General features: G+C 72.4%; 21 protein-coding genes. 19 read left to right on the top strand and 2 right to left on the bottom strand.

The annotated features are described in order from the left end of the window. Positions 1 to 7 precede the first annotated feature (7 nt). From ABD299_RS02610 to mutM, 9 genes are all read left to right on the top strand, one after another. Positions 8 to 529, top strand: a complete 522-nt coding sequence (locus ABD299_RS02610) for a wHTH domain-containing protein (protein ID WP_344258471.1) — start codon at positions 8 to 10, stop codon at positions 527 to 529. 189 nt (positions 530 to 718) lie between these two features. After that, positions 719 to 1,162, top strand: a complete 444-nt coding sequence (locus tag ABD299_RS02615; RefSeq protein WP_344258473.1) for a DUF6227 family protein — start codon at positions 719 to 721, stop codon at positions 1,160 to 1,162. 104 nt (positions 1,163 to 1,266) lie between these two features. Beyond that, the gene (gene rsmD, locus ABD299_RS02620; protein ID WP_344258474.1) at positions 1,267 to 1,851 is read left to right on the top strand and encodes a 16S rRNA (guanine(966)-N(2))-methyltransferase RsmD; all 585 of its coding nucleotides are present in this window, start codon (positions 1,267 to 1,269) and stop codon (positions 1,849 to 1,851) included. A gap of 26 nt (positions 1,852 to 1,877) precedes the next feature. Then, positions 1,878 to 2,357, top strand: a complete 480-nt coding sequence (coaD, locus tag ABD299_RS02625; protein WP_344258476.1) for a pantetheine-phosphate adenylyltransferase — start codon at positions 1,878 to 1,880, stop codon at positions 2,355 to 2,357. Positions 2,358 to 2,390: 33 nt separating this feature from the next. Then, on the top strand, positions 2,391 to 3,488 hold the full coding sequence (locus ABD299_RS02630; protein WP_344258478.1) for a cell division initiation protein: 1,098 nt from the start codon (positions 2,391 to 2,393) through the stop codon (positions 3,486 to 3,488). A gap of 150 nt (positions 3,489 to 3,638) precedes the next feature. Continuing rightward, positions 3,639 to 4,304: a YceD family protein gene (locus tag ABD299_RS02635; RefSeq protein ID WP_344258652.1), complete on the top strand. Its 666-nt coding sequence runs from the start codon at positions 3,639 to 3,641 to the stop codon at positions 4,302 to 4,304. Positions 4,305 to 4,306: 2 nt separating this feature from the next. Then, positions 4,307 to 4,480 (top strand): 50S ribosomal protein L32, encoded by a 174-nt coding sequence (gene rpmF, locus ABD299_RS02640; RefSeq protein ID WP_344258480.1) that lies wholly within the window; start codon positions 4,307 to 4,309, stop codon positions 4,478 to 4,480. A 19-nt stretch (positions 4,481 to 4,499) separates the two neighbouring features. Further along, the gene (gene rnc / locus ABD299_RS02645) at positions 4,500 to 5,261 is read left to right on the top strand and encodes a ribonuclease III (protein ID WP_344258481.1); all 762 of its coding nucleotides are present in this window, start codon (positions 4,500 to 4,502) and stop codon (positions 5,259 to 5,261) included. After that, the gene (mutM, locus tag ABD299_RS02650) at positions 5,254 to 6,144 is read left to right on the top strand and encodes a bifunctional DNA-formamidopyrimidine glycosylase/DNA-(apurinic or apyrimidinic site) lyase (protein WP_344258483.1); all 891 of its coding nucleotides are present in this window, start codon (positions 5,254 to 5,256) and stop codon (positions 6,142 to 6,144) included. Before rnc ends, mutM begins: the two co-directional genes overlap by 8 nt. On the opposite strand, the gene ABD299_RS02655 is transcribed toward mutM, so the two are convergent. Continuing rightward, positions 6,138 to 7,034, bottom strand: a complete 897-nt coding sequence (locus tag ABD299_RS02655) for a CAP domain-containing protein (protein WP_344258485.1) — start codon at positions 7,032 to 7,034, stop codon at positions 6,138 to 6,140. The genes mutM and ABD299_RS02655 overlap by 7 nt on opposite strands. A 133-nt stretch (positions 7,035 to 7,167) precedes the next feature. On the opposite strand from ABD299_RS02655, the gene ABD299_RS02660 reads away from it, so the two are divergent. The 5 genes from ABD299_RS02660 (at position 7,168) to ftsY (ending at position 14,723) form a co-directional block, all read left to right on the top strand. Then, positions 7,168 to 7,464 (top strand): acylphosphatase, encoded by a 297-nt coding sequence (locus ABD299_RS02660; protein WP_344258486.1) that lies wholly within the window; start codon positions 7,168 to 7,170, stop codon positions 7,462 to 7,464. 332 nt (positions 7,465 to 7,796) lie between these two features. Further along, entirely contained in the window at positions 7,797 to 8,000 is a 204-nt protein-coding gene (locus ABD299_RS02665) for a hypothetical protein (RefSeq protein ID WP_344258488.1), read from the top strand. A 238-nt stretch (positions 8,001 to 8,238) separates the two neighbouring features. Continuing rightward, complete coding sequence (smc, locus tag ABD299_RS02670; protein WP_344258489.1) at positions 8,239 to 11,805, top strand: chromosome segregation protein SMC; 3,567 nt, start codon at positions 8,239 to 8,241, stop codon at positions 11,803 to 11,805. Between the two features lie 162 nt (positions 11,806 to 11,967). Further along, positions 11,968 to 13,392: a sugar porter family MFS transporter gene (locus ABD299_RS02675; RefSeq protein WP_344258491.1), complete on the top strand. Its 1,425-nt coding sequence runs from the start codon at positions 11,968 to 11,970 to the stop codon at positions 13,390 to 13,392. A gap of 116 nt (positions 13,393 to 13,508) precedes the next feature. After that, positions 13,509 to 14,723 carry a signal recognition particle-docking protein FtsY gene (ftsY, locus tag ABD299_RS02680; protein WP_344258493.1) on the top strand — a complete coding sequence of 405 codons (1,215 nt, stop codon included), beginning with the start codon at positions 13,509 to 13,511 and terminating at the stop codon, positions 14,721 to 14,723. Between the two features lie 37 nt (positions 14,724 to 14,760). Here the strand turns inward: ftsY and ABD299_RS02685 are convergent, their stop codons facing one another. Next, on the bottom strand, positions 14,761 to 15,453 hold the full coding sequence (locus tag ABD299_RS02685; protein ID WP_344258495.1) for a bifunctional DNA primase/polymerase: 693 nt from the start codon (positions 15,451 to 15,453) through the stop codon (positions 14,761 to 14,763). Positions 15,454 to 15,778: 325 nt separating this feature from the next. Here ABD299_RS02685 and nsdA point away from each other — a divergent pair, with 325 nt between their 5' ends. The 5 genes from nsdA to ffh all read left to right on the top strand — a co-directional run bounded on the left by nsdA (position 15,779) and on the right by ffh (position 23,384). Beyond that, a complete protein-coding gene (gene nsdA / locus ABD299_RS02690; RefSeq protein ID WP_344258497.1) occupies positions 15,779 to 17,272 on the top strand; it encodes a transcriptional repressor NsdA in 1,494 nt (497 codons plus the stop codon). Positions 17,273 to 17,529: 257 nt separating this feature from the next. Continuing rightward, positions 17,530 to 18,819: an ammonium transporter gene (locus tag ABD299_RS02695; protein WP_344258499.1), complete on the top strand. Its 1,290-nt coding sequence runs from the start codon at positions 17,530 to 17,532 to the stop codon at positions 18,817 to 18,819. Further along, complete coding sequence (locus ABD299_RS02700; protein WP_344258501.1) at positions 18,816 to 19,154, top strand: P-II family nitrogen regulator; 339 nt, start codon at positions 18,816 to 18,818, stop codon at positions 19,152 to 19,154. Before ABD299_RS02695 ends, ABD299_RS02700 begins: the two co-directional genes overlap by 4 nt. A gap of 44 nt (positions 19,155 to 19,198) precedes the next feature. Continuing rightward, on the top strand, positions 19,199 to 21,703 hold the full coding sequence (locus ABD299_RS02705) for a [protein-PII] uridylyltransferase (protein ID WP_344258503.1): 2,505 nt from the start codon (positions 19,199 to 19,201) through the stop codon (positions 21,701 to 21,703). Between the two features lie 115 nt (positions 21,704 to 21,818). After that, positions 21,819 to 23,384: a signal recognition particle protein gene (gene ffh / locus ABD299_RS02710; protein WP_344258505.1), complete on the top strand. Its 1,566-nt coding sequence runs from the start codon at positions 21,819 to 21,821 to the stop codon at positions 23,382 to 23,384. Positions 23,385 to 23,415: the final 31 nt, after the last annotated feature.

A 23,415-nucleotide genomic window follows, 5' to 3' on the forward strand; every position in this document is an offset into this window, starting at 1 on the left:
GTCTTCCATGGCGTTTCGCCACACCAACGAACTGCCCCTCGGAGACAAGATCTTCCGTGTCGAACTGGCCAGCCACGACGACATCACCGTGACCCTGACCCTGACCGGCCGGCACGAGGCGCGCCCCGGGGGCGCCCCGCTGGCCGCCGGCTCGCTCACCATGCCGCTGGCGGACGTCCCCGCCCTGCGGATCGCGCTCAACAGGGGGCTGAGGGCCCTCGCGCTCGCCGCGGATGTGGCCGAGCCCATCCCGGACCGGGACATCCTCCGCGAGCTCTTCCCGGGCCACGGCGCGCCGTGGATACCCCAGCACGAAGAGGATCTCGTGCAGCGGTTCCACGCGGGGGAGACCGTCGCCCGGATCGCGGCCCGGTTCGGGCGCACTCCGGATTCCGTACGGGCCAAGCTCCGGGAGCTCGGCCACGACCCCCGCCGCCCGGAGTACTGCCCGCCGGACGGCTGTCTGTCCTGGTCCCGCTATGCCTCCCCGGCTCTGGTCGGTGCGGTCGAGGAGGGCGACGCGGGCTGAGCGCGCGGGCCCGGTTCCGCGGCCGCGCCGGCCGCGGAACCGGGCTGTGCGCCCTGCTCCGTGCGGGTGGCCGGGGCATCGGGTACGGGTAGCCGAAAACCGCCCCCGCCGCGCGACCGTTCCACTACGGTGTGTGTCCGCGGGGCAGTGGAGACATGACTGGCGAGGGTCATACCGGGAGGATTCGGCATGGGCGACCGAGCAGGGGACGGGCCGCGGTGGCGGGTGCCGTCGGGGCGGAGACCGTACACCGTGGCCGTTCCGGAGGTCCGGCTGCCCGGACCGCGGTCCTACCCCGGGCTGGACGGCCCGGAGCACGCCAGGAGGCTGCTGCGCCGGGCGGAGAACCCGGACCGGCCCGGTGCCGGGACACTGCGCCGGCTCTCGTCCTCGCGGGGCTACGGCATCGAGCGGATGCCCGAGCTGCCCTGGGCTCTCGACCAGCGGATCTGGTGCTCGGTGTACGAGCACGCCTTCCTGCTCGACGACGAGAGCGTCCTGTGCCTGTACGAGCTGGAGCACGACTTCACACCCGGCCGGCGCCTGGTCTGCGAGGTCTACTCCGACGAGCCGGCGGCCTGTGAGGCGGCCCGGCGGCACGCGCGGGCCTTCGGGGGAGCGGGCATGCGCTGAGCCGCCCGCCTTCCGGCGCCGGTGCCGACCTCGCCGCGTGCGCCGCGCGGTCCGCGTATAGCGTGGGGGCGACGCCGATTCGGATGAGCTGAGAAGGATCCCTCATGACCCGCGTGATCGCCGGGACGGCGGGCGGCCGGCGGCTGGCCGTCCCGCCCGGCAGTGGCACCCGGCCGACCTCCGACCGGGCACGCGAAGGGCTGTTCTCCACCTGGTCGGCGCTGGCGGGCTCCCTGGAGGGAGCCAGAGTGCTCGATCTGTTCGCCGGTTCCGGAGCGGTCGGACTGGAGGCGCTCTCCCGCGGTGCCGCGCACGCGCTGATGGTGGAGCCGGATGCCCGGGCCGCCCGGACGGTGCGGGAGAACATCCGCTCCCTCGGCCTGCCGGGCGCCGAACTGCGTACCGCCCGGGCGGAGCAGGTCCTCGCCGGGCCGCCCCCGGAGCCGTACGACCTGGTGTTCCTCGATCCGCCCTACGCCGTGACCGACGCCGCGCTGCGGGAGATCCTGCTCACACTCCTGGCGGATCGCTGGCTCAACGGTGGCGCAATCGTCACCGTGGAACGAAGCACCAGAGGCGGAGAGTTCGGCTGGCCGACGGGGTACCGCGCCCTGCGGGCCCGCCGCTACGGCGAGGGAACGCTCTGGTACGGTCGCGCCGCCGAAGACGACATTACCGACCGGTCATGACGGGCCGGGAGAGCAGGGAGAGACCGTTGCGCCGCGCTGTCTGTCCGGGGTCCTTCGACCCCATCACCAATGGCCACCTGGACATCATCTCCCGGGCCTCGAAGCTCTACGACGTGGTTCACGTCGCAGTGATGATCAACAAGTCGAAACAGGGGCTGTTCTCCGTGGACGAGCGCCTCGCACTGATCGAGGAATGCACCAGTGGCTACGGCAACGTGGTGATCGAGGCGTTCCACGGCCTGCTGGTGGACTACTGCAAGCAGCGTGACATCCCGGCCATCGTCAAAGGCCTCCGCGCGGTCAGCGACTTCGACTACGAACTGCAGATGGCCCAGATGAACCACGGCCTCTCGGGTGTCGAGACGCTCTTCGTCCCCACCAATCCCACCTACAGTTTCCTCTCCTCCTCTCTGGTCAAGGAGGTCGCGACGTGGGGCGGGGACGTCTCCCATCTGGTCCCCGGGCCGGTGGTGCGGATGCTCACCGAGAAGCTTCCAGGACGCTGACCGCACGCCGCCCGGGCGGCGTACAGTCGTTCCGTGGACGTTCAGCAGAAACTCGATGAGATCGTCGCAGCGGTCGAAGGGGCGAAGAGCATGCCCATGTCCGCCTCCTGCGTCGTCAACCGCAGCGACCTCCTCGCCCGCCTGGAGGAGGTGCGCGAGGCGCTCCCGGGCTCCCTCGCCCAGGCCCAGGAGGTGCTCGGAGGCCGGGAACAGGTGGTCGCCGAGGCCGAGGAGGAGGCCCGTCGCATCATCGAGGCCGCCCGTGCCGAGCGCGGCTCGCTCGTCGACGGCACCGAGATCGTCCGGCAGGCCCGGGCGGAGGCGGACCGTCTGCTGGCCCAGGCGCGACAGGAGGCCGAGGAGGTCAGAGCCGAGGCTGACGACTACGTCGACAGCAAGCTGGCCAACTTCGAGGTGGTCCTCAACAAGACCATCGGTTCGGTGGACAGGGGCCGGGAGAAGTTGCTGGGCGCGGACCGGGGGGACCCGCAGGAACTGCTGGCGCGCGCCGACTCCTACGTCGAGGCGCAGTTCGGCGCCATCGAGGCGGTGCTGCGCAAGACCCTGGAGGCGGTGGGCCGGGGCCGGCAGAAGCTCACCGGGCACCGGCCGATCGACGAACTGGCCGAGCACGTGGCAGCTCAGGAGGCACAGGAGGCCGCCGACGGGCGGCACCCCTACGCCCCCCCGGCCGGGCAGGAGCAGGACACCTACTCCTATCTGGGGATGGCGCCCCAGGGGCAGGACTACGACGAACAGGGCCCGCCCCAGCAGTCCCCGCAGCCCCGGCAGGATCAGTACGCCGCGCAGGCCGCCGCGGGCGGGTACGGCCAGGACGCTTACGCCGGAGCGGATTACGGGCCGGGCGGCTACCAGCAGGCCGGCTATCCCCAGGAGGCGTATCCCTCGCAGGACTACTCCCAGGACGGCTACTCCCAGGAGGGGTACACCCAGGATCCCTACGGACAGCAGCAGGGGGTCCCCCCGCAGGGCGGGACCCAGGACCCGTACGGCTACCGGCAGTCCGGCGGGTACGGGGGAGGCGGGACGCTGGACGAGACGAGCCTGTTCGACACCGGCATGATCGACGCCGAGCAGTTGCGCAGGTACGAGCAGGGGCGGGGACAGTGAGCGCGGCCGCCGGCTCGATTGGGAGCCCGGCGGCCGGTGCCGTATGCTGAACCTTCGGCCGTGGCACCCTCGGTGATCACGGCTGCCCGCCCGGACCCGGCGCACGGCAGCGCTCCGGAAAGCTCTTCCCGGGGCCGGCCCGCCACCACCATGACCCGCAGAAAGTGCAGAGCCCTGAAAGCCTCCCTGGACCACCGCGACCCCCTCGTGTTCGACACACGCGAGCTGGGGCGGCGTCCCGGTGCGCTGAAGAGGGTCGCCCGCACGGTCGACGCCCCGGCAGACCTCGGCATCGAGGTCATCGGGGTGCCGCAGGGCGCCCCGCTGGAGGTCGAACTCCGCATGGAGTCGGTCATGGAGGGGGTGCTGGTCACCGGTACCGCCCGTGCACCGGTGGAGGGCGAGTGCGTAAGGTGTCTGGAGCCGCTGCAGCGAGAGTGCGAGGCGGAGTTCCAGGAGATGTTCTCCTACCCCGACGCCGTCGACCGGAGCCGTACCGCGGACACCGGAGGCGACGCCGGGGACACCGAGGAGGACACTCACGTTCTCGAGGGCGACCTGTTCGACCTCGAACCCGTGCTGCGGGACGCGGTGGTGCTCGCACTGCCGCTGCAGCCGGTGTGCCGGGAGGACTGCCCGGGTCTGTGCCCCCAGTGCGGGGCGCTGCTCGCGCGGGATCCCGGCCACCATCACGATGATGCCGTCGACATCCGGTGGGCGGCACTGCAGGAGCTTGCCGGGACCATGGGTTCCGGGAAGCCGGCAGACGAAGACAAGGCACCCCGCGACAGCGGGGACGATCCACAGGAGAAGTAGCCGTGGCTGTTCCGAAGCGGAAGATGTCGCGCAGCAACACGCGCCACCGCCGGTCGCAGTGGAAGGCTGCGGTCCCCAACCTGGTCACGTGCGAGCGCTGCCAGGAGCCGAGGCTGCAGCACACCGCGTGCTCCAACTGCGGCACGTACAACCGCCGTCAGGTCCTCGAGGTCTGATCGGCGGGTGACAGGCTCCATGTCGCACGCCAGTACGTCGAAGGGCCAGACGTCGGCCGACACAGCCTCGCCCCACGCGGTTCTGGAAGGGCGGCTCGGCTATCAGCTCGAGCCCGCCCTTCTGGTGCGTGCTCTGACGCACCGCAGCTATGCCTACGAGAACGGTGGACTGCCGACCAACGAGCGTCTGGAGTTCCTCGGGGACTCGGTGCTGGGGCTGGTGGTCACCGACACCCTCTACCGGAGGCACCCGGACCTCCCCGAGGGGCAGCTCGCCAAGCTGCGCGCCGCCGTGGTCAACTCCCGGGCGCTCGCCGAGGTCGCCCGCGAGCTGGACCTGGGCGCCTTCGTCCGGCTGGGGCGCGGGGAGGAGGGGACCGGCGGCCGGGACAAGGCGTCGATCCTCGCCGACACGCTCGAGGCCGTCATCGGCGCCGTGTACCTGGATCAAGGGCTCCCGGCCGCGGACGAACTCGTGCACCGGCTCTTCGACCCGGTGATCGAGCGGTCGTCGAATCTGGGGGCAGGCCTGGACTGGAAGACCAGCCTTCAGGAGCTGAGCGCCGCGCAGGGCCTGGGCGTACCGGAGTACGTGATCACCGAGACCGGTCCCGATCACGAGAAGACGTTCACGGCAGCCGCGCGGGTGGGCGGCGTCACCTACGGCACGGGCACCGGGCGGAGCAAGAAGGAAGCCGAGCAGCAGGCTGCCGAGACCGCCTGGCGGGCCATCCGTTCGGCCGCGGACGAGCAGGGCGGCGGAGCCGGTTCCGTTGCCTGAACTCCCCGAGGTCGAGGTCGTCCGGCGAGGGCTGGAACGCTGGGTGGGCGGGCGCACCGTCGCCTCCGCCGAGGTGTTCCACCCCAGGGCCGTCCGCCGTCACCTGGCGGGGCCGGACGACTTCGCGGCCCGGCTGCGCGGTGCCCGGGTGGACGTGCCGCACCGGCGGGGCAAGTACCTGTGGCTGCCGCTCGAGGGTGGCTCAGCCCTGCTCGCCCATCTGGGAATGAGCGGCCAGCTCCTGATCCAGCCGGCCGGCGCGCCCGACGAGAAGCACCTCCGGGTCCGGATCGTTTTCGCCGACCCCGCCCGTGGCGAGCTGCGCTTCGTCGACCAGCGGACCTTCGGCGGGCTCTCGGTGCATCCCCTGACCGCGGCCGGCCTGCCGGACGTGATCGCGCACATCGCCCGTGATCCGCTGGACCCGGAGTTCGACGAGGAGGCGTTCCACCGCGCGCTGCGCAGCCGGCGCACCACGGTCAAGCGGGCGCTGCTGGATCAGTCGCTGATCAGTGGCGTGGGCAACATCTACGCCGACGAGGCGCTGTGGCGCTCACAGCTGCACTACGACCGCCCCACCGCCACGTTCACCCGGCCGCGCACCGCCCTGCTGCTGACGCACCTTCGCGAGGTGATGACCGAGGCGCTGGCCCAGGGCGGGACCAGTTTCGACAGTCTCTATGTCGACATCAACGGCGCCTCGGGCTATTTCGACCGGTCGTTGGACGCCTACGGCAGGGAGCACCAGCCCTGCCGCCGCTGCGGTGCGCAGATGCGGCGCCGGGCGTGGATGAACCGCTCCAGCTACTTCTGCCCGCGCTGCCAGCGGCCGCCGCGCGCCGTCCCCGCGGTGCGCGCCGTGGGCCGCCAGGCGTCTCAGTAGCCGAAGTTCTGTGTCCACCACGGGCCGCCGGATCCGTGGTGGACGCCGACTCCGAGGGTCTTGAAGTTGCAGTTGAGGATGTTGGCGCGGTGCCCGTCGCTGTTCATCCAGGCCTCCATCACCGCGGCGGCGTTGCGCTGGCCGCGGGCGATGTTCTCGCCGCCGAGGTTGCGGATTCCGGCGGCCTCGGCCCGGTCCCAGGGGCTGCGCCCGTCGGGGTCGGTGTGGGAGAAGAAGCCCCGCTCGGCCATGTCCCGGCTGAAGTCGGTGGCCAGCCGTGCCAGCGGGGCATCGTGCGTCACCGGCTGGCAGCCCGCTTTGGCCCGCTCCTGGTTCACCAGCTGGAGGACAGCCGCGGCCTCGCTCTGGGCAGGGTCCGAGGACGGCGACGAGCTGGAGGGGGCGGCCGTCGGCGAGCTGGTGGTGGGTGCCGGTGCCGGGGCGGAGGTGTTCGGGGCCGCCGCGGGGGTGGAGGCCGGTGCCGAGGCCGTCGGCTCGGACTCCTCGGTCTCCTCGGGTTCCGGAGTCTCCTCGGACTCCTCGGGCTCCGGTGAGGGGTCCTGGGTCTCCTCGGTGGCCGACGGGGTCGGGGAGGGAGAGCGCGAGGTGTCGCGGCTGCTGCGCTCCTCGGTACGGTCGACGTCCGGGGTGGGGGACCCGGTGTGCAGGCTGCGGCCGCCCTCGTGGGCCTGGATGTCCCTGCTGTCGTTCAGGGTGAAGCGTTCGCCGGCTCCGGGCAGTACACCGCTGCCCATGGCCATGGCGCCGACGGTGAGCGCGGCGGAGGCTCCGAGCAGCCCGGTGCGGGCAGGGCTTTGCTTGCGGTGAGCGCCCCGGCGGCTCCCGGTCTGCACCGGGGCTTCCTGGGCGGCACGGCGATGGCGGCCCATCTATGGCACCGTCCCTCGTCAACTCGACAATCAGAAGTTCACCCGAAGGTGTGGCTTTCTGGGCCGTGACTGTACGGCATTCGAGGTGCGGTCGGTGCGGCGGTGAAGCAAATGACCGGATAGCGTGCATCACATGAGCGGCACGGTTCCGGAGGAAGCGGTGCGGATGACGGCCTGGGTGCGCGGACGGGTGCAGGGGGTCGGCTTCCGCTGGTTCACCCGGGCGCGTGCGCTGGCCATCGGGGATCTGCGGGGGTTCGCGCTGAACCGGGAGGACGGCCGCGTGCAGGTGGTGGCCGAGGGGCCGAGGGAGAGCTGCGAGAAGCTGCTCGCGTGGCTGCGGGAGGGCGACACGCCCGGGGCGGTGACCGGAGTGACTGAGATCTGGGCCACACCCCGGGGCGGCTACGCGGACTTCGCGGTGCGGTGACGTGCGCGCGGCGGTCGCGGAAAAGTCCCCGGAACTGGTTGCCAACCCCGCTCTCACGTGCGAGGATGCGGCAACGATGAGTGATCGTCACGCTCCGGGTCCGCCGGATGAGGTCAGCCGCCGCAGAGCGCCGGGCCCGCGCCGGGACAGTGCCCCCGGCGATACGGGGTGTGATCGTGTTGACCGTATTCCCTTTTGGTGAGACGCTAAAAGTCCCCGCGCCTCATGGCTGTGGAGCCCCCTGGAACACAGGCGTAGCAGGCACTGCGGGTGCGACCCCTCACCAACCACAACGGCTTCGGTCGGTCACTCAGTGTGGAGGACCATCCATCATGGCAAAGGCGCTTCTCGGTTACGTCAGTGGCTCCGACCCCCGGGTCCTCGCCGAGATGCGACGGCTTCAGCAGCGCGTCCAGGACCTCGAGACCCAGCTGGTACGGGTCCAGGCTCAGAACGACGCACTGGCCGCCGCGGCTCGGGACGACTCGATGCTCAAGAGCATTGACGTCTCCAACGCGGAGCCCGCGCTGACCTGACAGGGTTGTTGCGAGTCAGTCAGCGGCGGTCGCCGCCTGATAATGCGAGGGACGTCCGGGTGGCGTCCCTTCGTCATGTGCGGGCCACGTGCCGCGGCGCAGCCGGCCGACAGGGGGAGGGGGTGCGGAGGGCGGGTCGCCCGCAGGTAGGGAACACTTCGCTCACTGACAGGTGTGCCCTGCATACACCGCGGCGAAACAGCCGATTGCGGGACAGCGGACGGTAGAGTCCCACGGCGTGCACCTCAAGACCCTGACCCTGCGGGGCTTCAAGTCCTTCGCCTCGGCCACCACGCTGCGGTTCGAGCCGGGGATCACCTGCGTGGTCGGGCCGAACGGTTCGGGCAAGTCCAACGTGGTCGACGCCCTGTCCTGGGTGATGGGGGAGCAGGGCGCCAAGTCGCTGCGCGGCGGCAAGATGGAAGATGTCATCTTCGCCGGTACGACCGGCCGTCCGCCGCTGGGCCGCGCCGAGGTCTCCCTGACGATCGACAACTCCGACGGTGCTCTGCCCATCGAGTACGCCGAAGTCACCATCACCCGCATCATGTTCCGCAACGGCGGCAGCGAGTACCAGATCAACGGCGACACCTGCCGGCTGCTGGACATCCAGGAACTGCTCTCCGACTCCGGCATCGGCCGCGAGATGCACGTCATCGTCGGCCAGGGACAGCTCGACTCGGTGCTGCACGCCGACCCCACCGGCCGGCGGGCCTTCATCGAGGAGGCCGCGGGGGTTCTCAAGCACCGCAAGCGCAAGGAGAAGGCGCTGCGCAAGCTGGACGCGATGCAGGCCAACCTCGCCCGGGTGCAGGACCTGACGGATGAGCTGCGCCGACAGCTCAAGCCGCTGGGGCGGCAGGCCGCGGTCGCCCGCAGGGCGGCGGTCATCCAGGCAGACCTGCGCGACGCCAGGCTGCGACTGCTCGCCGACGACCTGGTCACACTGCGCCGGGCGTTGCGGGCGGAAGTCGCGGACGAGGCTGTCCTCAAGCAGCGCAGGCAGCACGCGGAGGAGGCACTGAACGAGGCCGAGCGCCGGGAGGCGGACTTGGCACAGGAGGTCCGCACCCTGGCCCCGCGGCTGCAACGGGCCCAGCAGACCTGGTACGAACTCTCCCAGCTCGCCGAGCGAGTGCGCGGCACCGTGGGGCTCGCCGACGCCCGGGTCAAGAGCGCCCGGGATCTGCCGCAGGACGAGCGGCGCGGCCGGGACCCGGAGGACATGGAGCGCGAGGCCGCCCGTGTCCGGGAGCAGGAGGCCGAACTCCAGGCAGCCCTGGAGGCGGCGGGCCGGGCGCTGGAGGACACCGTCGAGCACCGGGCGGAGCTGGAGCGCCGGCTCGCCCACGAGGAACGGCGGCTGAAGGACGCCGCCCGGGCCATCGCCGACCGCCGCGAGCACCTCGCCCGGCTGCACGGCCAGGCCAACGCCGCCCGGAGCCGGGCGTCCTCGGCACAGGCGGAGATCGGCAGGCTGGCCGCGGCCCGTGACGAGGCCGAGGAACGGGCCGCGCGCGCCGCGCGCGAGCACGAAGCACTGCGTGCCGAGGTCGAGGGACTGGCCGCGGACGACACGGGGCTGGCCGAGGCGCACGACACGGCCCGGCGGGAACTGGCCGAAGCGGAGAGTGCGCTGAACGCCGCGCGGGAAGCGGCGGCAGCGGCGGAACGGGAGCGCGCGGCCGCCGCGGCCCGGCACGACGCCCTGGCGACCGGGCTGCGGCACAAGGACGGCACCCAGGCGTTGCTCGCGGCCGAGACGGATCTCCCCGGCTTGCTGGGCCCGGCCGCCGGGCTTCTGACCGTCGCCCCGGGCCGGGAGACCGCCGTCTCGGCGGCTCTGGGAGCGGCGGCCGACGCCGTCGCGGTGTCCGGCCCCGGCGCCGCGGCCGATGCCCTGCGGCTGCTGCACAAGCAGGACGCGGGCCGGGCCGTGCTGCTGGTGGGAGGCCAGGCGCCCGGCGGCCCGGCAGACGCCCCGGGCCCGGCCCCGGACGGTGCGGTCTGGGCTGCCGACCTGGTCCAGGCGCCGCCCGAGCTGATGGCCGCCGTGCGGCACCTGCTGAGCGGCACCGTGGTCGTCGCCACCCTGGAGGAGGCCGAGCGGCTGCTGTCCGCGCGGGCGCACCTGACCGCCGTCACCGCGGACGGCGATGTGCTCTCCCACAGCCTCGCCAGGGGAGGCCCGGCCGGCGCACCCAGCATGCTGGAGGTGAAGGCGGCCGTGGACGAGGCCGCCGGCCGGCGCGACCGGCTCGACGCGCGGTGCGCCGAACTGACCGCTGCCCGGGAGCAGGTCCGGCAGCGGCGGGAGAGCTGCGCGGCACGCGTGGAGGAGCTGGCGCGCCGGCGCAGCGAGGCGGAGCGGGAGAGGTCCGGGGTCGCCCAGGACCTGGGCCGGCTTGCGGGCCAGGCCCGGGCGGCCGCCCAGGAGGCCGAGCGCGCCGGGGCGGCCGTGGCACGCGCCGAGGAGGCCCTGGAGACGGCGACCGCGCAGGCCGAGGAACTGGCCGAGCGGCTCGCCGTGGCACAGGAGGCGGCCGACGAGCAGGAGGAGCCGGACACCGCCGAGCGGGACCGGCTGGCCGCCGACGGGGCCAACGCCCGCCAGACGGAGATGGAGGCGAGGCTTCAGGTACGCACCCACGAGGAGCGGGTGAAAGGGCTCGCCGGCCGGGCGGACTCCCTCGACCGGGCGGCACGTGCCGAGCGCGAGGCCCGGGCCAGGGCGGAGCGGCGCAGGGCCCGGCTACGCCACGAGGCCGAGGTCGCGGCCGCGGTCGCCGACGGTGCGCGGCAGCTGCTGGCGCACGTCGAGGCGTCCCGGGAGCGGGCCGGGGCGGAGCGGGACGCGGCGGAGCGCGCCAGGGCCGAGCGCGAAGAGGCCCTCTCGGCGGAGCGCGAGCGGGGCCGCTCCCTGAAGGACGAGCTGGACAAGCTCACCGACTCGGTGCACCGCGGTGAAGTCCTGGGCGCGGAGAAGCGGCTGCGGATCGAGCAGCTGGAGACCCGGGCGCTGGAGGAACTCGGCGTGGAACCGGCGGGCCTGGTCGCCGAGTACGGCCCGGACCAGCCGGTCCCGCCCTCCCCGCCCGCCGAGGGCGAGGAAGTGCCCGAGGATCCGGACCATCCGCGCAACCGGCCCGTCCCCTACGACCGGGGTGAGCAGGAGAAGCGGCTGCGCGCCGCGGAGCGGGCCTACCGGCAGCTCGGCAAGGTCAATCCGCTGGCGCTGGAGGAGTTCGCCGCGCTGGAGGAGCGCCACCAGTTCCTCAGCGAGCAGCTGGAGGACCTGAAGAAGACCCGCGCCGACCTCCTTCAGGTGGTGAAGGAGGTCGACGAGCGGGTGGAGCAGGTCTTCACCGAGGCGTACCACGACACGGCCCGTGAGTTCGAGGGCGTCTTCTCCCGCCTCTTCCCCGGCGGGGAGGGACGGCTGGTGCTGACCGACCCGCAGGACATGCTGGCCACCGGGGTCGATGTCGAGGCCCGCCCGCCGGGCAAGAAGGTCAAGCGTCTGTCGCTGCTGTCGGGGGGTGAGCGGTCGCTGACCGCGGTGGCCCTGCTGGTGTCGATCTTCAAGGCCCGGCCCAGTCCCTTCTACGTCATGGACGAGGTCGAGGCGGCCCTGGACGACACGAACCTCCAGCGGCTGATCAGGATCATGGCGGAGCTCAAGGAGAGCTCCCAGCTGATCGTGATCACCCACCAGAAGCGCACCATGGAGGTCGCCGACGCGCTCTACGGCGTCTCCATGCAGGGGGACGGCGTGTCGAAGGTGATCAGCCAGCGGCTGGGCTGACGGTGCCGGCGGTGTGCCATCCGGCGGCTTTCCCCGCCGCGCTGTCATGATCCGCGCCGACCGGGGTACACAGCGCCGCACCGTCCGCACCATGACGACCGACACGTGTGACCGCGGACCGTCGGCCCGGTGGTCCGAGGTCCGCCGTTCCCGGGAGCACAGTTGAGCACACCGGAAGCCGCGCGGCCGGCGGCCCGTTCCGCCCGGCCGCCGCATCTGAGCCATGTCATCTTCATCGCCGCTGTGGCAGCACTGGGCGGCTTTCTGTTCGGCTACGACAGCGCCGTGATCAACGGTGCGGTCGAGGGCATCCGCGGCAAGTTCGAGGTGGGTGCCGGGACGCTCGGAACCGTCGTGGCGATCGCCCTGCTCGGGGCCGCGGCCGGTGCGCTCCTGGCCGGCCGGCTGGCCGACCGGATCGGCCGCATCCGGGTGATGCAACTGGCGGGCGCGCTCTTCGTGGTCAGCGCGATCGGCTCGATGCTGCCGTTCACGGTGTGGGACCTGGCGGTGTGGCGGACGGTGGGCGGAGTCGCCATCGGCATGGCTTCGGTGATCGCCCCGGCGTACATCGCGGAGGTGTCCCCGGCCGAGTACCGCGGCCGGCTGGCGTCCTTCCAGCAGGCCGCGATCGTGCTGGGCATCGCTGTCTCGCAGCTGGTCAACTGGGGCGTGATGAGCCTGGCGGACGGGGATCAGCGCGGCGCTCTGTTCGGCCTGGAGGCCTGGCAGGTGATGCTGGGCATCGAGGCCGTCCCGGCCGCCGTGTACGGGCTGATGTCGCTGCGCATCCCTGAGTCCCCGCGCTATCTGGTCTCGCGGGGCCGCAACGCCGAGGCGAGGAGCGTGCTCGCCCGGGTGGAGGCCGAGGGGGTGGACCTCGACGCCAAGATCGCGGACATCGAGGACCGTCTGCGTCACCGGAAGGGCCGCGACTGGCGGGCACTGCTCGGCGGGCGGGCCGTACTGCTGCCGATCGTGTGGATCGGCGTCGGGCTGTCGGTCTTTCAGCAGCTCGTCGGCATCAATGTCATCTTCTACTACAGCAATTCGCTGTGGCAGTCGGTGGGTATCGACCCCGACGCCTCGTTCTTCTATTCGTTCACCACGTCCGTGATCAACATCATCGGCACGGTGATCGCGATGGCGTTCGTCGACCGGATCGGCCGCAAACCGCTGGCCCTCACCGGCTCCGCCGGGATGGCCGTCTCCCTGTCCGTGGCGGCCTGGGCCTTCTCCTACAAGGCCGGCACCGGTGAGGACATCCATCTGCCCGACACCCAGGCCACCGTCGCGCTCGTGGCCGCGCATTCGTTCGTCCTGTTCTTCGCGCTCTCCTGGGGCGTGGTGGTCTGGGTGCTGCTCGGCGAGATGTTCCCGGTCCGCATCCGGGCCGCCGCCCTGGGCTTGGCGGCCTCCGCCCAGTGGATCGCCAACTTCGCCGTCAGCCAGACCTTCCCGGCCCTGTCGGACTGGAACCTCTCGGGGGCCTACATGATGTACGCCGGGTTCGCCCTGCTGTCGATCCCGTTCGTGCTGCTGTGGGTGCCCGAGACCAAGGGCAAGGCACTGGAGGAGATGGGCTGACCTCGCGCGGCCCTCCGCCCGGCCGGGCTCCGGGCCCCGCCGGACCGCGATCGTCCCGCGACTCCCGGGCGGGGCGGCGTGGCGTGGCGGGGGCGTCGGTGATACTGAGACGCGTTATGGAATTCCTCATCCTTGCCGTAGTCATCGCCGTCGTCGCCCTTGCCGTGACCGGCGGCCTCCTCCTCAGCAGCCGGAAGAAGAAGCGGCTCCCGCCGGCCGAGGCCCCTCCGGGGCAGGGCGGCACGATCACCGCTCCTCCGCGGGAGGAGGAACCCCGTGTCGGGGAGGAGAGCGCGCCGCCGGTCACCGAGGAGGAACCGCGGCGCACCATCGAGGACGTCGTTCTTCCGGGTGAGACCACCGCCCCGCCGGCGCCGGAGATCGAGACCCCCGAGCCGGCCGCCGGCCGCCTGGTGCGGCTGCGGGCGCGGCTGTCGCGGTCGCAGAACACCCTGGGCAAGGGCCTCCTCACGCTGCTGTCCCGCGAGCACCTCGACGAGGACACCTGGGAGGAGATCGAGGACACCCTGCTGACCGCGGATGTAGGGGTGGCTCCCACCCAGGAGCTGGTGGAGCGGCTGCGCGAGCGGGTGCGGGTGCTGGGGACACGCACCCCCGAAGACCTGCGCAACCTGCTGCGCGAGGAGCTCCTGGCGGTCATCGGCCCCGACGCGGACCGCGTGGTGCACACCGAGGGCGGGGTGTCCACCGAGGGCGAGGAGCGGCCCGCCGTGGTGCTTGTCGTCGGGGTCAACGGCACCGGCAAGACCACCACGACCGGCAAGCTGGCCCGGGTGCTGGTGGCGGACGGCAAGTCGGTGGTGCTCGGCGCGGCCGACACCTTCCGGGCCGCCGCCGCCGAGCAGCTGCAGACGTGGGGTTCGAGGGTCGGTGCCCGGACGGTGCGCGGGCCCGAGGGCGGCGATCCGGCATCGGTCGCCTACGACGCGGTCAAGGAAGGCATCGCGGAGAGTGCCGACGTCGTTCTGGTGGACACCGCGGGCCGGCTCCACACCAAGACGGGCCTGATGGACGAACTCGGCAAGGTCAAGCGGGTGGTCGAGAAGCACGGGCCGGTCAACGAGGTGCTGCTCGTGCTGGACGCCACCACCGGACAGAACGGCCTGGTGCAGGCGCGGGTCTTCGCGGAGGTGGTGGATGTGACGGGCATCGTCCTCACCAAGCTCGACGGCACGGCCAAGGGCGGCATCGTGGTCGCGGTCCAGCGCGAGCTGGGGGTGCCGGTCAAGCTGGTGGGCCTGGGCGAGGGAGCGGACGACCTGGCGCCGTTCGAGCCCGAGGCCTTCGTGGACGCGCTGATCGGTCAGTGACGGCTCCCGGGGTGCCTGCGACGGCCGGCACCCCGGGTCAGCTCTCCGCGCGGGCGCGGCAGCAGTACGCGAGGGTGCCGAGCAGAAGCCGGGCCTGCGGCGGGTCGGCGGCGGTCTCCAGGGAGGGCGGGGACAACCAGCCGACCGGCCCCAGGCCGCCGTGGTCGGAGGGAGGGGCGGTGATGTGGCCGCCGGGCCCCAGGCCGCGCAGGTCCAGAGCGGTGTCGTCCCAGCCCGTGCGGTAGAGCAGGTCCGGCAGCGCGGCGGCGGCACCGGGAGCGACGAGGAACCACGTGCGCCCGTGCGGTCCGGCGGCCACCGGACCCAGGGGCAGGCCCATCCGCTCCAGCCGCAGCACCGCCCGGCGGCCGGCCGCCGACGGCACCTCGATGGCGTCGAACGCGCGACCCGTGGGCAGCAGAATCGATGCCCCCGGGGTGCGGTGCCATGCCCGGGTCACGGCCTCCAGCGGGGTGCCGGCCCGGATGACCGCGCCGGGGTCCAGTGGATGGGCGCCCGGCGAGGGGCAGCCGGGGTCACCGCAGGAGCACTCCGGCGGCTGCCCCTCGGCGGACGGACGGGCCCGGGTGCCGGGGACGACGTCCCAGCCCCACAGCCCGGTGTACTCGGCGACGGCGTCGAGGTCCGGCGTGCGGGCCGGACGCTTCGGGAGCCGGGGAATCCGCCGCAGCTCCCGGATGTCGCGCATGCCGCCGATCGTGAAGCCCATGCACTCTCCAACGGTCCGGGGCGGCCGGGGGTTACGGGGCGATGAGCGAGGGTGAAGGGGAGTACGGCCGGTGGCGCGCGCCCCCAGTGTGCTTCGCTTCGCCCGGCACAGAACGCCTCGATGACAAGTGAAGCGTGGGAGGTCCGGGTTAGGTTCGTTCTCCGGGGTGGCGAATGGTGGCGATTTCCGGGCCCCTACCCGCAGCCCGTGACCGTAGGATTACTTTCGGTCCATCCGTAGACGCGGCGTCAGCAGCCTTGGCGGCACTGGACGGGAGCAAGGACCGGCGGGCGGCCCCCTGACGGGGCGGGACAGGGGTGTGACGGTGAGCGGCAGCGGGAGGACCGGCGACAGGTGTCCGAACGAACGGCTCACCTCCTGGTTCCAGCGCAGCGGCTGGTCCAAGGGAGAGCTGGCCCGGCAGGTGAACCGCCGGGCCCGGCACCTGGGGGCACACCATGTCAGCACCGACACGTCCCGGGTGCGCCGCTGGCTGGACGGCGAGCAGCCGCGCGAGCCGATCCCGAGGATTCTCTCCGAGCTGTTCTCCGAGCGCTTCGGGACCGTGATCGGGCCCGAGGACCTCGGCCTGCGCTCCGCGCACCGGTCGGCCGCGGTCTCCGGTGTCGACCTTCCGTGGGCGGGGCCCCGGACGGTGGCGCTGATCAATGAGTTCTCCCGCAGTGACCTGATGCTCGGCCGGCGGGGCTTCCTGGGGACCTCCCTGGCGATGTCGGCAGGCCCGGCGCTCGTCGAGCCCATGCAGCGCTGGCTGGTCCCCTCGCCCCCTGCCCCGGTGAAGGGGGAGACGGGTTCCGACTCCCCCGCCGCGGTGGGCGTCGCCGGGGAACTGTCGGGGCCGGAGCTGGCGCTGCTGGGGGAGACCACCGCGATGTTCCGGTCCTGGGACGCCCAGTGCGGTGGCGGTCTGCGGCGCAAGGCGGTGGTCGGGCAGCTGCACGAGGTGACGGATCTGCTGCAGGAGCGCCACCCGCCGGGAGTGCGCCGGCGGCTGTTCGCGATCACCGCCGAGCTCTGCGAGCTCGCGGGGTGGATGAGTTACGACATCGGTCTCCAGCCGACGGCGCAGAAGTACTTCGTGCTCGCCCTGCACGCCGCGAAGGAGGCCGGGGACCGCCCGCTGGGTGCGTTCGTCCTTTCCCGGATGAGCCGGCAGATGATCCACCTGGGGCGGGCCGAGGACGCGCTGGAGCTCATCCAGCTGGCTCAGTACGGCAGCCGGGAGCAGGCCACCGCCCGCACCCGGTCGATGCTGCACGCGGTCGAGGCCCGGGCCCACGCCAATCTGGGACAGCCCACCAAGTGCCATCGCGCCGTGCGGAGGGCCGAGGAGGCATTCGCCGACATCGGGCCCGGTGACGCCGATCCCGGCTGGATCGACTTCTTCTCCGAGGCGGAGCTCAACGCCGCGAACGCGCATTCCTACCGGGACCTGGCCTACGTCGCGGGCCTGAGCCACACCTACACCTCACTGGCCCGGCCGGTGATGGAGCGCGCGGTCGAGCTGTTCGCCCGGGAGTGCGCGCGGCCGGGCGGCGGCCATCGACGTTCGTATGCACTGAATCTCATCGGCCTTGCCACGGTCCATCTCCTGGCCGAGGAACCGGAGGCGTGCGCGCTGCGGGCCACTGAGGCGCTGGAGCTCGCCAAGCACCTGCGGTCCGAGCGGGTCAGTACCCGGCTGCGCAAGACGTCGGCCACCGCCGTCCGGGACTTCGGCGACATCCCCGATGTCGTCCTGCTCAACCGGCGGATCACCGCCGAGCTGTCGGAGAGCGAATCGGTCCGGGCCGGGTGAGCGCCCGCCGGCCCGCGGACCTGCCGCGCGGCGCGGTCCCGGTGCCGGCGCGGGAACATTCCCGGGTTGCGAGACGATAACGGACCGCGCCCGCGGCCACGAGGGGCTTCATCGCCGCGTAACACGGCGCCGTCCATCGTCACCACGGTGAAACAACTCCCGCCACTGACGGAAACGGCCCTTGGGGAGTCTGTGGCGCATCCTGACCCGCCCGAGACTCCGCCCGCACGGGTCGTAACCACGAGGAGACGTTCACCTTGGAAGCTGCAGATATCGCATTTGTGGTGATCTGTGCCGCGATGGTCATGTTGATGACCCCCGGCCTCGCCTTCTTCTACGGCGGCATGATCCGTGTGAAGAGCGCCTTGAACATGCTGATGATGTGTTTCATCGCCATGGGCATCTCGAGCGTGCTCTGGGTGCTCTACGGTTTCAGTCTTGCCTTCGGCAGCGACGTCAACGGCTCCGGTGGCGGAGTCGTCGGCAACCTGGACTTCGTCGGGTTCAAGGACATGCTGAGTGTCGCGGATTCCGATACCTGGCTGGCCTTCGCCGTCTTCCAGCTCATGTTCGCCGTGCTGACGCCGGCCCTGATGAGCGGTGCGCTCGCCGACCGGGTCAAGTTCAGCTCCTGGGCGGTCTTCATCGCCCTGTGGGTGACGGTTGTCTACTTCCCCGTCGCGCACTGGGTCTGGGGCGGTGACGGCTGGATCGCCGCTCTGGAGCTGGACGGGCGCGAGGTCATCGACTTCGCCGGCGGTACCGCCGTGCACATCAACGCGGGCATCGGCGCACTCGCCGCGGTCCTCGTGGTGGGCAAGCGCATCGGCTTCAAGAAGGACCCGATGCGTCCCCACAACCTGCCGATGGTCCTGCTGGGCGCCGCCCTGCTGTGGTTCGGCTGGTTCGGCTTCAACGCCGGGTCGGAGCTCGCCGCCAACGGCACCGCCGCTCTGATGGCCCTCAACACCATGGTCGCCACCGGGGCCGCCGTTCTGGGATGGCTGATCTACGAGCGCGTGCGGCACGGCGCGTACACCACCCTCGGAGCCGCCTCCGGCGCCATCGCCGGCCTGGTCGCCATCACCCCCGCCGGGGCCGACGTCAACCCGATGGGCGCCGTCGCGATCGGCGTGGTCTCCGGTGCCGTCTGCGCCTGGGCGGTCAGCCTGAAGTACAAGCTCGGCTACGACGACTCGCTCGACGTCGTGGGCGTGCACCTCTTCGGTGGCCTCATCGGCACCCTGATGGTCGGCTTCCTCGCCATCAACGGGGTCGGCGGCGTCTCCCAGTTCGCCCTTCAGGCGGTGGCCGCCTTCTCGGTCATGGCCTACTCCTTCGTCGTCACCTGGATCCTGGCCAAGCTCATCCAGGTCACCATCGGCCTCCGCTCCACGGAGGAGGAGGAGACCGTTGGTCTGGACCAGGTCTACCACGCGGAGACCGGATACGACTTCAGCCAGACCGGCAGCGGGTCCCTGACCGCCGGCAGCACCGTTACGGCTCCCGCCCCGGCGGCGAGCGGCGAGAAGAAGGTGGACGCATGAAGCTCATCACCGCAGTGATCAAGCCGCACCGGCTGGACGAGGTCAAGGACGCCCTCCAGGCCTTCGGGGTGCACGGCATGACCGTCACCGAGGCCAGCGGCTACGGCCGCCAGCGCGGGCACACCGAGGTCTACCGGGGAGCGGAGTACACCGTCGACCTGGTACCGAAGATCCGCCTGGAGGTCCTGGTCGAGGACGCCGACGCGGAGCAGCTCATCGAGGTCGTGGTGAAGGCCGCCAGGACCGGCAAGATCGGCGACGGCAAGGTCTGGAGCCTGCCCGTCGAGACGGCCGTCCGGGTCCGCACCGGCGACCGCGGCCCGGACGCCCTCTGACCCCTCGCCCGCGAGAACGCACGAGAACGGAAGTCGGGAACCGCATGACCGCGGAAACGGTACGCACCACCGGCAGCCAGGCGGAACCCGGCGGCAGCTACGCGGCGGCCCGGCTGCGTCTCCTGACCCAGGAGACGCAGTCCGGGCCGCCGCGCCGCCGGCAGCTGGCCCGGCTCACCGACGACTGGCTGGCCGGACTGCTGGGTCCCGGTCCGCGCCGCACGAGAGTCGCCCTGGTGGCCGTGGGCGGCTACGGCCGCGGCGAACTCTCCCCCCGCAGCGACCTGGACCTGCTCCTGCTGCACGACGGCAAGGCCCGGCCCGGCGAGATCGCGCAACTGGCCGACCGCCTGTGGTACCCGGTGTGGGACCTGGGCATCGCGCTGGACCACTCGGTGCGCACCCTCCAGGAGGCGCACCGGACGGCGGGCGAGGACCTCAAGGTCAACCTCGGCCTGCTGGACGCCCGTCACCTGGCAGGCGATGCCTCCCTCACCGCCGAACTGCGCACCGCGGTGCTCGGCCAGTGGCGCGCGAAGGCTCCCACGCGCCTCCCGGAACTGCGCGAACTCGGCCGGGAGCGCGCCCACCGCCACGGCGAACTGCCCTTTCTGCTCGAACCCGACCTCAAGGAGGCCCGCGGCGGCCTGAGGGACGTCACAGCGCTGCGCGCGGTGGCCGCCTCCTGGGTGGCCGACGCCCCCCGGGCCGGCCTCGAACAGGCCCGCGCCACCCTGCTCGACGTCCGGGACGCCCTGCACCTGACCACCGGCCGGGCCACCGACCGCCTCGCCCAGGAGGACCAGGGCCCGGTGGCCGAGGCACTCGGCCTGCTCGACCCCGACACCCTGCTGCGCCGTGTCTACGAGGCGGCGCGCACCATCTGCTACGCCTCCGACGTCACCTGGCGCGAGGCCGGCCGGGTGCTGCGCGCCCGTTCCGCCCGCCCCCGGGTGCGCCGGCTGATCGGCTCCCGGGGAGCGGCCCGGCGCGGCACCCCGGAGCCCCGCACCCCGCTGGCCGAGGGGGTGGTGGAGCAGGACGGAGAGGTGGTGCTCGCCCGTTCCGCCCGCCCCGGACGGGACCCGGTGCTGCCGCTGCGCGCCGCCGCCGCGGCCGCCCAGGCCGGTCTGCCGCTGGCGCTCCCCGCGCTCCAGGCACTGGCCGGTGCGGACACCGAGCTCCCCGTCCCGTGGCCCGCGGAGGCGCGCGAACAGTTCGTCACCCTGCTCGGTGCCGGCCGGGACTCCGTGCGGGTGTGGGAGGCGCTGGAGGCGGCGGGGCTGGTCACCCGGCTGCTGCCGGACTGGGAGCGGGTCCGCTGCCGTCCGCAGCGCAACCCGGTGCACCGCTGGACCGTGGACCGCCACCTGGTGGAGACCGCCGTCCGGGCGTCCGCCCTCGCCCGCCGGGTCGGCCGCCCCGACCTGCTGCTGGTCGCCGCACTGCTGCACGACATCGGCAAGGGGTGGCCCGGCGACCACAGCGTGGCGGGGGAGACCATCGCCCGTGACATGGCGCTCCGGATCGGCTTCGGCGACCGGGACGCCGACGTCCTGGCCACGCTGGTGCGCCACCATCTGCTCCTGGTGGAATCCGCCACCCGGCGCGACCTGGACGACCCGGCCACCGTGGCACACGTGGCGCGGATCGTGGGCAACACGAACACCCTGGAACTGCTCCACGCACTGACCGAGGCCGACGCCCTGGCCACCGGGCCGGCGGCCTGGTCCGCATGGCGGGCCTCGCTGGTGGAGGAACTGGCGAAGCGGGTGGCCGCGGCACTGGACGACGGCGCCCCGCCGGCCGGCCTCCCTCGTCCGCCCACCCCCACCGTGGCCGCGGAGCGGCTGGCCGTGGAGGCTCAGCGCACCGGGGGCCCGGTGCTCTCTCTGCACTCCCGTCCGGAGCCGGCCGCCACTCCCGCGGAGGACCGCGGGGCCGAGGAGGGAGGCCCGGCGCCGAGCCCTCTCCCCGAACCGGTCGGCGTCGAGCTGGTGATCGCCCTCCCCGGCCGGCCCGGTGTCCTGCCCGCCGTGGCCGGGGTGCTGGCCCTGCACCGGCTCGCCGTCCGGTCCGCCGGACTGCGCGAGGTGGACCCGCTGGACCAGGGGCCGGTGCTGCTGCTGGACTGGCGGGTGGCCACCGAGTACGGCTCGCTCCCGCAGCCCGAGCGGTTGCGCGCGGACCTGGTGCGGGCCCTGGAGGGATCGCTGGACATCACCGCGCGCCTGGCCGAGCGGGAGGCCGCCTACCGGCGGCCGCACCGCCGGCTGCCGGCCGCGCCGCCCCCACGGGTCGCGGTCGCGCCGCTGGGGTCGCGACTGGCGACGGTGATCGAGGTGAGGGCCCAGGACGCTCCGGGGCTGCTGCACCGGATCGGACGGGCGCTGGAGGACGCCGGGGTGCGGGTGCGCAGCGCGCACGTCAGCACGCTGGGCGCGAACGCCGTGGACGCGTTCTACGTCACCGGTCCGGACGGCGCACCTCTGCCCGCCCCCGAGGCTGCCGCGCTGGCCCGGGAAGTGGAGCGGTCCCTGGCCGGCTGACGACCCCCGGCCGGGCATGGCCCCTCGCGCACAGGGCGGTCCGTGCACCGGGGCTGTGCGTATTCTGGAGGTCACCGCCGACCCGACCGCCGATGTGTAAGGATCCCCCAGCGCCGTGTTCGACACTCTTTCCGATCGCCTCGCAGCGACGTTCAAGAACCTCCGGGGCAAGGGCCGCCTGAGCGAGGCGGACATCGACGCCACGGCGCGCGAGATCCGCATCGCCCTGCTCGAGGCGGACGTCGCCCTGCCGGTCGTCCGGTCCTTCATCAAGCAGGTCAAGGAGCGGGCGCTGGGCGCCGAGGTCTCCAAGGCGCTGAACCCGGCCCAGCAGGTCATCAAGATCGTCAACGAGGAACTGGTCGGCATCCTCGGCGGCGAGACGCGCCGGCTCCGGTTCGCCAAGAACCCGCCGACCGTCATCATGCTGGCCGGTCTCCAGGGTGCGGGCAAGACGACGCTGGCCGGAAAGCTGGGCCACTGGCTCAAGGGTCAGGGCCACACCCCGCTGCTCGTCGCCTGTGACCTCCAGCGTCCGAACGCCGTCAACCAGCTGGCCGTGGTCGCCGAGCGGGCCGGAGTCGGCGTCTTCGCCCCCGAGCCGGGCAACGGCACCGGGGACCCGGTGAAGGTCGCCCAGGACTCCCTGGCGCACGCCCGGGACAAGCAGTACGACGTCGTGATCGTGGACACCGCCGGCCGGCTGGGCATCGACGAGGAACTGATGCGCCAGGCCGCCGACATCCGGGACGCCGTCAGCCCGGACGAGGTGCTGTTCGTCGTGGATGCCATGATCGGCCAGGACGCGGTGACCACCGCCGAGGCGTTCCGCGACGGCGTCGGCTTCGACGGTGTGGTGCTCTCCAAGCTGGACGGCGACGCCCGTGGCGGCGCCGCCCTGTCGGTGGCCAAGGTCACCGGGCGGCAGATCATGTTCGCCTCCAACGGCGAGAAGCTGGACGACTTCGACGCGTTCCACCCGGACCGCATGGCGTCCCGCATCCTCGGCATGGGTGACATGCTCAGCCTCATCGAGAAGGCCGAACAGACGTTCAGCCGGCAAGAGGCCGAGAAGATGGCCGACAAGCTGGCCAAGGGCCCCAAGGAGTTCACCCTCGACGACTTCCTGGCCCAGATGGAGCAGGTCCGCAAGATGGGCTCGCTCTCCAAGCTGCTCGGCATGATGCCGGGCATGGGCCAGATGAAGGAGCAGATCAACAACCTCGACGAACGCGAGGTGGACCGCACCGCCGCGATCATCAAGTCGATGACCCCCGGCGAGCGGGCCGACCCCAAGATCATCAATGGCTCGCGGCGGGCCCGGATCGCCAAGGGCTCCGGGGTGGACGTCTCCGCGGTCAAGAGCCTGGTCGAGCGGTTCTTCGAGGCCCGCAAGATGATGTCGCGGATGGCTCAGGGCGGCGGCATGCCGGGCATGCCGGGCGTTCCCGGGATGGGCGGCGGTCCCCGGCGCAAGGGCAAGCCGCAGAAGAAGGCGAAGGGCAAGCGCCGCAGCGGGAACCCGATGAAGCGGCAGGAGGAGGAGCGCGCCGCCGCGGAGCGGCGGTCGGCCGGCCCCGGGCAGGGCGGCGGCGCCTTCGGCATCCCCGGCGCGGGCCAGGACCCGGGAGATTTCGAGCTGCCGGACGAGTTCAAGAACATGCTGCCGCCCGGCAGGTGACATCCACGCAGGGCGGGCCGGGGCGGCGAGC

Source organism: Streptomyces sodiiphilus (assembly GCF_039529215.1).
Classification (GTDB): Bacteria; Actinomycetota; Actinomycetes; order Streptomycetales; family Streptomycetaceae; genus Streptomyces; species Streptomyces sodiiphilus.

Bases quoted from the DNA above. Each gene is read 5' to 3' on its own strand.
- ABD299_RS02685 (WP_344258495.1), bottom strand. From the start codon at position 15,453: ATGGGCTTCACGATCGGCGGCATGCGCGACATCCGGGAGCTGCGGCGG.
- ABD299_RS02655 (WP_344258485.1), bottom strand. From the start codon at position 7,034: ATGGGCCGCCATCGCCGTGCCGCCCAGGAAGCCCCGGTGCAGACCGGG.
- ABD299_RS02615 (WP_344258473.1), top strand. From the start codon at position 719: ATGGGCGACCGAGCAGGGGACGGGCCGCGGTGGCGGGTGCCGTCGGGG.
- ABD299_RS02610 (WP_344258471.1), top strand. From the start codon at position 8: ATGGCGTTTCGCCACACCAACGAACTGCCCCTCGGAGACAAGATCTTC.
- ABD299_RS02705 (WP_344258503.1), top strand. From the start codon at position 19,199: ATGACCGCGGAAACGGTACGCACCACCGGCAGCCAGGCGGAACCCGGC.
- ABD299_RS02660 (WP_344258486.1), top strand. From the start codon at position 7,168: ATGAGCGGCACGGTTCCGGAGGAAGCGGTGCGGATGACGGCCTGGGTG.
- ftsY (WP_344258493.1), top strand. From the start codon at position 13,509: ATGGAATTCCTCATCCTTGCCGTAGTCATCGCCGTCGTCGCCCTTGCC.
- rsmD (WP_344258474.1), top strand. From the start codon at position 1,267: ATGACCCGCGTGATCGCCGGGACGGCGGGCGGCCGGCGGCTGGCCGTC.
- ABD299_RS02635 (WP_344258652.1), top strand. From the start codon at position 3,639: ATGACCCGCAGAAAGTGCAGAGCCCTGAAAGCCTCCCTGGACCACCGC.
- ABD299_RS02700 (WP_344258501.1), top strand. From the start codon at position 18,816: ATGAAGCTCATCACCGCAGTGATCAAGCCGCACCGGCTGGACGAGGTC.
- rnc (WP_344258481.1), top strand. From the start codon at position 4,500: ATGTCGCACGCCAGTACGTCGAAGGGCCAGACGTCGGCCGACACAGCC.
- ABD299_RS02665 (WP_344258488.1), top strand. From the start codon at position 7,797: ATGGCAAAGGCGCTTCTCGGTTACGTCAGTGGCTCCGACCCCCGGGTC.